Raw genomic sequence first — 12,185 nt, forward strand, 5'->3', positions numbered from 1 at the left:
AGTTCAAACTACGGCCTATCAGCCAAAGGATGGGCTGGACTCTTCTTCGCGGACGATGGGGGCTGTGCCGGTGGTAGCCATTTCGGCCACTTCAGCGACTGGCTCAGTCGTGACGACCGACTCCACCTCAGCTTCCACCGCTGCGGCTTTAGCCGCCTCAGCTTCCAGGGCGGCCTTTGCCATGTCGTTAGCCATGCTCTGGAGCGTATCGATCTTCGACAGCATGGTCGGGACGTACGCTTCGACCTCCTGCAGTGCTTTCTCCTGGGCCGGAGTCAACACTCGCTCGGCGCGAACCGCCAGCAAGTCTTTTTTGTACTTCTCCAGGTTGGTCTGGTTCTTCTCGTCGAACAGAGCCCCATGCCAGATGCGCTTGAGGTGGTCGACCCACTCCTGAAGCTCTGGCTGTGTGAAGCTGTTGAGCGCCAGCACCTCGTCAGTGTAGTTCGACCATTTTGCCCGCAGGGCCAGTTCAAACAGACGCGGTGTTCCTTCTGGTTGTTGCTCGGCAAGCTTGAACGGATCGGTCTTGATGATCGCCGGCAACGCCTTATTCCCAGGCCCAGGAACGTTGAGAACACGCTGGCGGGTGCGTAAGGCCTGTTCGTTGTAGTCGATCATCTTCATGCTGTAAAGGGTTTGGTAGATGTCAGGCGGTGTTGGGAAGTTTGATTTCATGGCCTTCTGCAAACGGTCACGGAAGGTAGGGTCAGCTTCGATCATCTGTGCATGCTTCATGCACGATTCCATGTCGAGAGCTGAGCGCTTGAGCAGATCTTCACGACCTTTCAAAACACCTAAAGGCGCCATCAGCGGACACTGGTTGGTCGTCAAATTGCGAACACCCTGAAGGTACTCGCCTTCAGTCAACTCAGTAGCCTTGGTGAAGACTCGGCGGCGGATTTCCTCAGGAGGTAACTTGAGCAATTCAGTTGGGTCGTAACGCAGATCGATGCAGTGCATCTTCTTCGTGTTTTGGAGATCGGCGATGATCGGCAACACAATCGACATATTCCCCAAGGAGCGGGGGATACCGTAATCGACCATGATCAATGGCTTGCGCTGTTGCAGCATTTCAGTGGTCTTGGTTTTATCCGACAGCGTCAGGAAATAACTCCAGAGCCGCTCATCTTTGCGTTTGATCACCCGCATCAGCTCGATGGTGGCATACACGTCAGAACGGGCATCGTGCGCGTGAGTGTGCTCGATCCCGTTTTCCTTAACGATCTCCTCCAGCTTCAGCGAGACACTGCCATCAGCTTTCGTTGGCCAGTTCAGGAGTTCAGGGCGAAGGGCGTAGACCAACATCACCAGAAGCATGGCATCGGAACGACAGTTACCGTCCTTCCACTCGTGGTCATAGACCTCAAGCTGGTTGCGATAAAGCATATTGCGGAATATTTCATCGTCATAACCCTGAGTGTTGAACCCTGTGATCATGGTGTTTTTGCGCTTGAACCATTGCTGAATGTGGCCGGCAGCCTCGAATTCAGTCATGCCGTTTTTTTCGAGCTGCGCCAGCGAGATCCCCGTGAGGGCGAAGGCATACGGGCCAGGAACCACATCCGGTCGCAATTTGATATCAAGGAGCAGCTCATCGCCCTTGATGTAGTTGAGGTCGGTGTCCACGGCGATACCGGCAAACTGAATTGCCTGGTCGAAATGACGGGATAGACCCGTGGATTCAAAGTCGTAGACGGCTAGGCGACGTATAGCGGCCATTTATTGCTCCAATTTGGGGAACCCAGGAAGTTCTAACTAATAGGGTTTAATTTCCTGTCAATACATATAGAATATCATGAGCAGTCGAGCAGTTGGGAGACCCCGGTATGCAGATCATCCCGTTGAAAACTAAGTACCAATTGACTGAGGATGATATCAACAACCTCAGCGCCTGGATGGTCGACGGCCATACCCTGGCGGACATTTGCGCCCATTTTGAGGCCAAATTGACCGAAGAAAAGGTGTTCATGCTGGCCGGCGTCATCGCCCGAGAAATGTTTGACATGACCCTGCAAGAGCTGTGTCCAGAGCTGGTCGCCGAACGACGCCGTATGAGTTCAGAGCGAATTCCGGAATGGCAGGCGAAAAAGTCCGGGCAGCAGCTGACGCGGCTGATCCGCGAAGTCCTGGAAGACTTGATGTTGTTTGAGATGGAATTGCTGACGAACGCTAGGCAGAAAGCCTGAGCAAAGATCGAACGAAATGGACGGCTAAGGCGCCTAAGCTGCACCTTAACCGCATTTCGATCCTTTATTCTGCGGGTCTTAGCTCAATCGGCTGGTTGCTGCGGAACAGATTTTGCTGGTGAGCCAAGTCATTTTTGAGGTTATCCAGAGACACGCTGCGCTGCTTGATCGTGCCGCACACCTGAAGCGTGTCCATCAACACACTGACCTTCAACTGGCTTTTTCCATTACCGTCTTTTACCAGCGATTGGTGCATGGCCATCCGGAAACTGGACGCCAGCAATTCACGCACCTCCTCGAGGGACATCTCCCGAGCCGCCATCGAGCACAATCGAATCAATGACTGCACCACGGAACCGGCGTGCATCGTCAGCATCACCAATCGCCCGTCGACTGCTGAGCGCAGAGCTAATGCAGCGGCCTTGGAGTCACGAATCTCTCCGATCATCATCATGGCATTGGTCTTGGCAGGATAAGCCCTCAGCGCGTCCTTGATCGCGCCTGCAAGGGCCTCTTCGCCGGTGATACTGCGCTGCAGGCAATACCCGGCGCCGTGGAAGCCATCCAGCGGCATTTCGACCGGGTCTTCAACGGTAATGCAGATCCCACCGAATTTGGTCAACCGGTCAACCACGATGGAGCCCAGAGTCGTGGACTTACCATTGCCAGGGAGACCCGAGACGATGATCAAACCGCCTTTGAGCAAGCGAGGGGAGAGCAGCTCACGGGTAATGACCTTGGGGATGCCACATTCCATGAGACTCATGATTTTGTTCGGCATGCGCCGAAGAATGTAGCGGTCGCCGGTGTGAGTCGGCATGACGTGGCAACGGAACGTTCGCCCTTGATACGCGACGGTGCTGTTCACCAACCGAGTCTTTTTCGCAGCATCTACCAGGGCGTTCACCATACCCACCATGTGGGGCTGAAGAAAACGGGTGCCCGGATAGAAAATCCCTTGCGAAGGATGATCTCCATGAAGGATGAAGTCGGTGATTTCGTCTAAATCAAACGGCTTTTCATCGGGTTCTACGTTGGATGCTGTATCCACGACGCAACCTCTTATTTTTTTGTAATCATCATTCGTCAATTGACGAATAATGTTCATGGATTTTGTGTCTACTGCCCTTTCAGGACATGAAAATGGCAGGCCATGCCTGCCACTTATTGCCCGTAACCAGGATTACTTCGAGAAGAAGTTCATGGTCACGATGGTGCTGTCCGCGCCCGAGACGTTACCGCCACAACCGGCTACAGCCGCAGCAATCGTGGTGTAGGTACCAGCGGAAGAGGCCGGGGCAGTACCCGATGTACCTTTGAGAACGCCGAAGCTTTTGAAGGTCTTGGTCACGATGTCAGTACAGGCCCGAGTCGGCAGGTCGCCCAGCTGAATGAAGAACTCGGTAGCAGTACCGGCGCCGTTGATTGGGCCGATGAGAATGGCGTTGGCCGCCGAGCTCCATGGGTGCTTCAGTTCGGTGGTGTCGTCGACACGCATCGTTTTCGGCACGTTGCCGAACGAGGCAACAACCTGCTCGTCGAGACCGGTGTAGTTACCCTGGGAGGCAAACTGGTTGCGGATCATCGACGTCAACGAAGTCAACGTGGTGACCACATCCTGCACTTTGGAAGACTGGCTTGCCGAGTTGTAGTAGGTGAGGGCACCGATGGTGATAATTGCCATCAAGGCAACAACCATGATGATCTCGATCAGCGTGGCACCCGCCTGACGCTTGAAGTTAAGTTGCATAACGCACATCCTCTTATTATTTTTATTGGTGCTTGTTACAGCAATAAAATTATCACCAAGATAACCGGGTTACAAGCTGGTCTGGAAGTATTTCTATTGTTTTCAATATGTATAACTTATTTGTCAACTTGGTCAAATATTGTATATTTGGTATACATAAATCCAATTACACATAAAAACTACTACCCATCTATACGAAAGCGGCAATTGTCTGTATTTGTTTACACTCAATCTGCCAAATTCCAGGCAAAAAAAATGGCAGGCCAAAGGCCTGCCATTTTCGATTTTTGGAACCTACTTGCTGTAGAAGTTCATGGTCACCACGGTGGTATCAGCACCGGAGACGTTACCGCCGCAACCAGCCACAGCCGTCGCAATGGTGGTGTAGGCGCCAGCGGCAGAGGCCGGGGCGGTGCCCGCAGTACCCTTCAGTACGCCGAAGCTCTTGAACGTCTTGGTCACGATGTCAGTGCAGGCGCGAGTCGGCAGGTCAGCCAGCTGAACATAGAAATCGGTGTTAGTGCCGGCGCCGTTCATTGGGCCAATCTTGATAGCGTTCGCAGCCGAGCTCCAAGGGTGCTTCAGTTCAGTGGTGTCGTCGACGCGCATTGTTTTTGGCACGTTACCGAAGGCCGCTACAACGACCTCATCGAGGCCCGTGTAGTTACCCTGGGAGGCGAACTGGTTACGGATCATCGACGTCAGCGCAGTCAACGTAGTAACCGTTTCCTGAACCTTGGAAGATTGGCTGGCGGAGTTGTAGTAGGTAAGGGCACCAATGGTGATAATTGCCATCAAGGCAACAACCATGATGATTTCGATCAGCGTAGCACCGGCTTGGCGCTTGAAGTTCAGCTGCATAACGAACATCCTTTATTATTATTGTTGTTCGAGTTGTTATAGGCATAAATTACCATTCATAACTTGCGTCAACAACAAAAAATACAATTTTTGTACAATATCGTATGAATTAACTAGTTATCTTTATTGGTTAATCGTGGTATACCAAAGCAACTTCTTGTTAAATGAAAGTCAAAATTAAAAAGGGGCGCCTGAGCGCCCCTTTGCTTCGCGAGTGATCTTTAGCCTGCAGATTGTCCGAGGGCGTTGGATAGTGTGAAAAACGCGTAGTACACCCAGCCCACATAACCCGTAACGCCCAGCAGCGCGAGGCCGTTGAGCATGCCGGAAATGGTCGAGATTTTTTCGATGCTTCGCGTCACAGCTTGACGACCAATTTCATAAATCGCGGCCTGAAAGTTGGCGTTGTGCGACATCATGTACACGCTGACCATCATGTCCGTGGACAGCAGCCCTGTATCCAGGGCTTCGCCCAAAGACGCACCTTCAGCCATTTTCTTCGTCATTTTTTCCAGGTGGCAGCAGATATACGGGCTGGAGAGTCGCTTCATGTCTTCCAGTGCCGCCACAAAAGGAATGCCTGAGCGCATCAGTGCCGCCAACGAGATCAACAGGTTGGCACCGTGGAAAGCTTTGTAGAAGCTGAATGGCGGGAAGTAATCCAGGACGTCCCTGACCCGACCCACCAGCCGCGATAACGAATAACTGATCAGGATCGAAAGGACAACCACCACGGCGATAACCCAATACCAATCCTCTCGGACAAAGGTAGCCATGTCATTCAAGCGTTTAGCCGGGTCTGGCCAAAGTTCCGGGTTCATCACCTCAGCCATCTTCGGAATAATCGCTACCGAGAAGAAGAATATCAAGCCGAACAACGCAACCAACAATACGGCGGGGTATGTCAGCTTGCCGAAGATGGTCGACATCATCGACGAAGAGGCGTCCAGGGCGTCTATGGTGTTTCGCATACCTGTTACCGGGTCACCGCTTCGCATACCGGCCCGGATGGACATCACTTCGCTCGTAGGCACCCAACGTGCCAGTGCCTCGGCGAAGTCGATACCGGAAGACATTTGCAGGTGAATGTCATCCAGGATCTTCACCTGGAACATCTGACTGCGAGCCCCGGCCTTAATAATCGACGTCGACAGCAAGTGGACGATATCGTTGATCGGGATACCTTGGCTCAGGTAGTCGACGAACGATTGGTAAACTTTCCGGCGAACACTCGACGTAAATTGTATCCGGTTGACTGTTTCGGTGATGGACTGGCTGATGGAGTTCATACTTAACCACCTTCGTTATTGTTGTTATTTTCGGCAGTCACAGAGCTATCGCCATCCTGCTGACCTACAGCCCCACCCTTGTCTTCGCTAAGGCGCTTTACCTTCACTGAAATCTTGGGATTGCTTGACCCTTTTTTGGCCTTTCCGGCCATTGAGCGGACATTCCCAGCCTTCTCTTTGGGCCGGTTTTGTTTTGACATCAACTGCGATTTCAGGCCATCAACTTCCAAACGCGTTGTGTTGAAGGCGGCAATGACCTGCTCGACCGGTAGCAAATGCGGTAACACAGCCTCAGGTGTGGCGATCTTGAGTGCCGCCAATTGCGCTTCATCAAGAGATTTGACAATTGATGCGATTCGTTCAATGGAATGCGGTTCAAAACCGTTCTGAATCTTCGCCATCGAGGTCAAATTTCGATTCAGCTGCTTACAAATCTTGTCTGCCACCCCGCTCTCATTCAGGGCAGGCGTCGACCTCAACACCTGACGCTGCAGCAACCGAATCAACTCGATGGACAACGGATTGAGAGCCACTTCAACAACTGGCTCTACAACAACCTCTGGCCCAGCCTCAGGTGCAACTTCAGGCGCCGGCTCCACCTGCGCAGTGTCGACCTCCTGCAGGATTAGCTCCGCTTTCCTCGGTACCAGACGGATGACCTCGGCTTCCTTCGTCTCAGCCTCAAATGATTCTGCAACCTTAACCTCCGGCAAAGCCAATACGATGCCAAGGTCTGTGGCAGCGTCAGCAGGCGGCTCGGCAACCACCACAGGGGCTGGCAACTCCGCAACTGTCTGGACATCGTCAGGCGCGACTACCAGGGGTAGGGCGACCTCAGGTACGGATTCGACCACGATAGCCTCAGTAACCGGCTCAGCATCGACCTGAGACGGCACATCTGATGGAGTGGCGGTCTTGGCCAATACAACCACATCACTCGGCTCCTGTGAGCTCAAGGCCTCTGCAGGCGCCAGGAGGGGCTCCTCTTTGATCTTCTGCTCGGAGAACAGACCCAACAGGGAAGATTCATCTGCCGGGGTCAGATTGGCACCTTGGGTGTCCACAGCTGGTGCCGCTGCAACCTCAACCACCATAGGGGCCGGTGCAGGGGCAACTTCGGCCACCGGGGCAGGGTCAAGTACAATGGGCGCAGTCGTCCCAGGCCTTACCAGAGGCTTACCGTATTGATCGAGCAGCACCCGTTTTGGAACGATGACCTGATTCGGGTCTTCGCCAATGACGACTTCTTCGAACACATCCTCGTTAATTTGGTAATCGATGATCAGCGGCAACTTGAAGTTCGTCCGTACCGAGGAATCCAGTTCCTCCAGTGCAGTGATCTGGTCAAGTTTCTTCTCGACATCGCGCAGGTCTGTTTCACCACGCAAGGCTTTGAGAATCCCGTGCTCCAGGGCGATCTTGCCGCCACGACGGCGATAATGCATAAGGGCATCAGAGTCCTGACGCTCACGGAAACATTTGAGCATGTAGGTATCTGGCAGGATGACTTCCGACGCCACGGAACGACCAATCAGGCCACCGGTGCAATTCGAGCATCCCGATTCGTTGGTGAACCGCAGTTTTTCGCGCAATGCATGAGGCATGTAGCGATAAACACGCTCCACAAACTCCCAGGCCAAGTCAGACTCGGCTTCGGCCTGAAGAACTTCCAGGCCGAAAGAGCAGACTGGACATAGCTTCTGCAGCAGTGTCTGGTAGATCAGTGCGGTAATAAAGTTCTGTCCGCCGAGCACGTCATCGGTCACGCCGTTCGAACGCAAACGGGCCACGATATCGATGCCACCAGAGGCGTGTACCGTGGTGAAAACCTGGTGTCCGGACTGTACGGCATGCTTCAAAAGTTCTGCGGAAGCCTCGTCTCGAACCTCGCCGACTAAAAGGAGGTCTGGGTCGGAACGCATGGCAGCACGTACCACAGCCGCGAACGGGTTGACCTGATGATCACCCGCTTTTGCCTGGGAACGAGAGCGTACAACGGGTACTTGCGTTGCGCCAATCAAGAGGTATTCAGGTGGATCTTCCACCGTGATGACCTTGATCCGACCTTTGTTGTTCTCGATTTTCTCGCCAACCATCGAGTTCAAGGACGTGGATTTACCCGAACCGGTGGTACCGGCCATGATCACCGCACCGACCGGCTTGTCAACCGCCCGGCGTATTTTGGAAAGGTGGACTTTTTCATAGCCCAATTTGTCCAGCGAGACGCGCTTGCCGTCCTGCCCCATCTTCAACAGACGCATGATCATGTCGAAGCCAGCAGGGTAGGCCGGGAGGGTGGCCAGACGTACGCGCAACCGGAGCGTCTCACTCAGCTCTCGGTCGATGATCGCATCCTGTGGCTTGGCCTCGTCGAAGGTCGTATCTTTTTCGTCCGCGATCACCTGGTAAATTACACTGGAGATCATCCTGGCGTAACGCACCGGCCAGGAACGGTGCTCATAGAGGTTACCGTCCTTACGAAAGCGCACCCTGGCTTCAGTCCGACGCACCTCGATGTGTATGTCGGAGGCACCAGCCTCGTCCGCTTGGCGTAACAGGTCGTCAAAGTCGAGCTGAATGGTGGTCGCTTGACGTTGTTGATCTTCCGTCGACTTGGTGGCAGTACTCGCCTCATAGATGATCGACAGAATTTCTGGATTCGCGAGAATTTTCTTGCGGCTATAACCCTGACTATGAAGACGTGCCGTAATAGCAAAGTAATCATCATCAATTTTAGTCTGGTCAATGTCGGTGGACACGACCAGGTAAACATCCTTACGCTCTCTTGAAATCAAAAGAATCGCATAGTTTTTTTGTAAATCACCCTCCAGTGGAAATGTACCGCCAGCCACCGACATGACGGAAACATGATGGGGTATATCATCTTTCTTGGAGAGGACATTAGGGGCTTTCTTCGGCGCCGCAGGTTCGTCAACTACGGAAGCCGCTTGTGCTTCTTCTAACTTAGAGGTAGACAGCGCCACCTCAGCAGGCTGACGCTCTTTATGAACGGGCTGAGTTGGTTTTGCAGCCGGTGAGGCTGAATTCACCGGACGGGTATTCGACGGTGTCGGACGCTGGGCCGGCGCCGATCCAGCTGTGCGGCCTGAAGGCTGCACAGAAGCAGGTGGCCGGGCGGGCACACGTATTTCTTGCTGAGGCTGGGGTTTAGCCCGGCTCCAAAAATTGAAGAGACCCATGCCTGCTCGCTTTTATTATTTTTATGAGTACAGGTTTCAGGCAATATACATTAAAACCATACCAGGTCAAAAGATCTTAGTGCAAAAACTCGATAGCTGGTTAGTTGGTCGATCCGAAACAAAAAAGCGGCTACTTAATAGCCGCTTTCATTGAAGTTAATCTAACCAACTTGTCAGTTTTCGACAACTGAATACAAAATTGCAATATCAAATCCCAATGGGAAGGCCGGGAGACTGCAGACTTTTATCTCATAACGAACCGCATCAACATCACGTTCAAACTGTGCACTCTGAGGCATTGATTCTTCAAAATCATCTTCAGCCACGATTTGGTAAAGGGCAGTAGCGAACTGCCTGAGTTGACTGGTTGGCCAGACCGCATATTCCTGCAATTCACCGTTTGCCAGTATCCGAATACGAGCTTTATCCGGCCTTGCGCTGAGGTAAATGGCCGAGGCCGCTGCGTTCACAGCGGCCTTCAGCACATCATCCAATTCAAGCAGGGCAGGATTCACTTGGGACGGCTCAGTAGAGAAATTCAAAGTTCATCTCCTGCGACTGCCTGGCATTAGAAGCCAGGTGGAGCATTCATTTTATTCGGCATGCCCGCTGGCGGGACGGGCAGGGTAGGCATGCTCATCCCCTTCGGCATGGCAGCTGGGCCGTTACTACCACCCATACCACCCATACCACCCATGGACATACCAGAAGGCATGACATTGGGCATCAATTGACTGCGCGAAGGCTGCATCATGCCCTGCTGAGTCTGATTTGACTTGCCGGATACATCGTAGGAGCGGCCATAGGCTTGTTCCTGCGTCGACAAGCGCACCGTACGCTTCTTGCCCTTGTATTGAAACGTTGCGGCCTTGTCGGTCACCTGAATCATCTTCACGCCCGCCGCAACTTCTTCACCAAGTTCGGCAGTGGTCACACTGTTTTTGATGTACACGGTCGCCGACTTTTTATCGCCAAACATGTAAATGCGTGTGACGTAAATGTCATCCAGGATCGAAGTCTCTTCGACCTTGGATTCCTCAGAGTCCGATTTACCCGGCGCCGTCGAAGCGGTTGGCGCTGCTTGCGCAGGGGGAGGGGATAATGCAACCCCAGCGGCAACATCTGCCGTGGCCGCAGCGACCGGGTCAGTTAAACGCTTGAGCTCAATGCGTGCTTTGTCCCGATCCAGTTCCGCACGCGCCAGATCGCTTTGAGCTTGTGCCAGCGCTTTGAGCCGCACAAGGTCGTCGATTTCTTTGTTGTGGTCGCCTGAGCTTTTCAACTCTTCGATCAGGTCAGCCGGCAGTTTGCTGGTCATGTCCTGCTTTTTGACAACGGCGACAGGGGCAGCCGGTGTGGCCGCGCTCACCTGCGGTGCCGTCGCACCAGGGGCGGCAGGGGCGGCAGCAACCGCTGCTACAGGCGAAGTCGCAGGCGCGGTCGTGTCATCGGAGAACGCCGGCGCGCAAAACGTGGCAGCGACAATCCCCGCCAGTAACGTTTTATTAAAAGAATTCATCATTATTGACCTCATAAGTCCTGCAGTATTCCGGTGAATTTCCACGAAAAGTCGCCACCTGTGCGAACGACTTCGACTGAATCAGGGGTCATATTTTCGACGTTCTGAAGCAGACTCATCAGCTTCACGAAACTGTCTTTGTTCTTGCCTGATAACCCGAAGCTCCACTTTTTCACGAAGAGCTGCGGAACGTTCTCCAGGGTTTTGTCTTTCAAGCCCTTGATGTTCGACGGTCGCTGAGTGGTGGTTACCGTACTGATCGAGAAGGGGAAACCTTCAGCAATAAAGAGGTCGACCAATTGGTGCTGACGCAGTCCGCGTTCCGGGATGAAGTGCTCGATGTCCTCAATCCCGCGATTACCCAGGCTGATCTTGTGACTGGCACTGGCCTGGCTGAAGTCGTTCGAGAACGAAACTGCGCCTTGACCCTCCAAACCATCTTTAAGGCTCGCCAGCGTTCCGCCATTGCGTTTCCATGTAGTGCGCAGCTCTTGGGGATTACTCCCGGCAAAAACGATGCTGTCGAGCGTCCAGCCGCCTTGCTGAAGCGGCATGCGGCTAGTCATGACGTACATATGCTTGAGTGCGTTGATCAGGCTGCGCGAGTTGAAGCTGTCACGTAACCAGGTCACCTCTTCTTCGCGTGCCTTGGCCAGAATCTCTTCGTCGGTCGGGCCCTTGGTTAAACCGGCCAAGCGGGCTTTTTCTCGCGATTCGGCTTCAAAGGCTTCTAGCGCAAGTTGCTCTTCGAGTGCACGCTGACGGAGCTCCTCGGTGTATTTCCAGTAACCGCCCCCGCCTACCAGGAGAATGCCGATGGCGGCGCCGAGCATGGTGGTGTTGGAAATCCCAGCCAGATTCTTCAGCTTGATGGCGTCAGTAGGTACCTGCTCAGCGAGAATATCCAACGGGTTGATGTCCTCAACCCCGTGACGAACTCGCAACGCTTGAGCCACATCCGAGGTCATCAGGAGCTGCATGTATGAGACTTGGTAGTCTTCTTCGAACTCTTGGAAAGCCTTAATGATTTCAGCCGCGTTGCCAATCCGGTCATAGCCTGGCAATACACGACCATTGTCTGTGATGCACAGCCAATACAACTCGCCGCTCAGTTGACTGATAGCAATCGCACTTTTCGAAATCGTGGCAATCTGCGCTGCCGCAGCCAGAATTACGCCTTTGACCTTTTTCTGGGCCAGACCCACCTGGTGAATCACGTGGCCATCGCTGTCTGTAACCGTACGGAGCAGCCCCAATGAGCTTTTCCTGGCCTTTGCCATGGTACGGGCCGCCAACAGTGGATCCGCCCCCGAAAGGGGGTTCCACTGCAGGCCAATGATGTACCGATGGCTGCCAATTTCGAGAATTTGCTCCATG

Annotated in this window: 10 protein-coding genes; 1 reads left to right on the forward strand and 9 read right to left on the reverse strand. The window is 53.4% G+C overall.

The window, feature by feature from the left end:
* Window positions 1-18: 18 nt before the first annotated feature.
* Window positions 19-1,722 (reverse strand): exodeoxyribonuclease I, encoded by a 1,704-nt coding sequence (gene sbcB, locus NQL71_RS33420; RefSeq protein WP_274643881.1) that lies wholly within the window; start codon window positions 1,720-1,722, stop codon window positions 19-21.
* 107 nt (window positions 1,723-1,829) lie between these two features.
* Here sbcB and NQL71_RS33425 point away from each other — a divergent pair, with 107 nt between their 5' ends.
* Window positions 1,830-2,189: a hypothetical protein gene (locus NQL71_RS33425; RefSeq protein ID WP_274643882.1), complete on the forward strand. Its 360-nt coding sequence runs from the start codon at window positions 1,830-1,832 to the stop codon at window positions 2,187-2,189.
* Between the two features lie 64 nt (window positions 2,190-2,253).
* On the opposite strand, the gene NQL71_RS33430 is transcribed toward NQL71_RS33425, so the two are convergent.
* The 8 genes from NQL71_RS33430 to pilO2 all read right to left on the reverse strand — a co-directional run bounded on the left by NQL71_RS33430 (window position 2,254) and on the right by pilO2 (window position 12,184).
* Window positions 2,254-3,297 (reverse strand): ATPase, T2SS/T4P/T4SS family, encoded by a 1,044-nt coding sequence (locus NQL71_RS33430; RefSeq protein WP_274643883.1) that lies wholly within the window; start codon window positions 3,295-3,297, stop codon window positions 2,254-2,256.
* Window positions 3,298-3,372: 75 nt separating this feature from the next.
* Window positions 3,373-3,939 carry a type 4 pilus major pilin gene (locus tag NQL71_RS33435; protein ID WP_274643884.1) on the reverse strand — a complete coding sequence of 189 codons (567 nt, stop codon included), beginning with the start codon at window positions 3,937-3,939 and terminating at the stop codon, window positions 3,373-3,375.
* A gap of 294 nt (window positions 3,940-4,233) precedes the next feature.
* Window positions 4,234-4,800, reverse strand: coding sequence for a type 4 pilus major pilin (locus NQL71_RS33440; RefSeq protein WP_274643885.1), 567 nt, complete (start codon window positions 4,798-4,800; stop codon window positions 4,234-4,236).
* A 221-nt stretch (window positions 4,801-5,021) separates the two neighbouring features.
* Window positions 5,022-6,089, reverse strand: coding sequence for a type II secretion system F family protein (locus tag NQL71_RS33445; protein ID WP_274643886.1), 1,068 nt, complete (start codon window positions 6,087-6,089; stop codon window positions 5,022-5,024).
* Window positions 6,090-6,091: 2 nt separating this feature from the next.
* Entirely contained in the window at window positions 6,092-9,289 is a 3,198-nt protein-coding gene (locus NQL71_RS33450; RefSeq protein ID WP_274643887.1) for an ATPase, T2SS/T4P/T4SS family, read from the reverse strand.
* Between the two features lie 173 nt (window positions 9,290-9,462).
* Complete coding sequence (locus NQL71_RS33455; RefSeq protein WP_274643888.1) at window positions 9,463-9,831, reverse strand: hypothetical protein; 369 nt, start codon at window positions 9,829-9,831, stop codon at window positions 9,463-9,465.
* Window positions 9,832-9,857: 26 nt separating this feature from the next.
* Complete coding sequence (locus NQL71_RS33460) at window positions 9,858-10,811, reverse strand: hypothetical protein (RefSeq protein WP_274643889.1); 954 nt, start codon at window positions 10,809-10,811, stop codon at window positions 9,858-9,860.
* A gap of 8 nt (window positions 10,812-10,819) precedes the next feature.
* Window positions 10,820-12,184 carry a type 4b pilus protein PilO2 gene (gene pilO2, locus NQL71_RS33465; RefSeq protein WP_343228896.1) on the reverse strand — a complete coding sequence of 455 codons (1,365 nt, stop codon included), beginning with the start codon at window positions 12,182-12,184 and terminating at the stop codon, window positions 10,820-10,822.
* Between the last annotated feature and the right edge of the window lies 1 nt (window position 12,185).

The sequence above is a fragment of the Pseudomonas serbica genome, assembly GCF_028823535.1.
In the GTDB taxonomy this organism is placed as follows: Bacteria; Pseudomonadota; Gammaproteobacteria; order Pseudomonadales; family Pseudomonadaceae; genus Aquipseudomonas; species Aquipseudomonas serbica.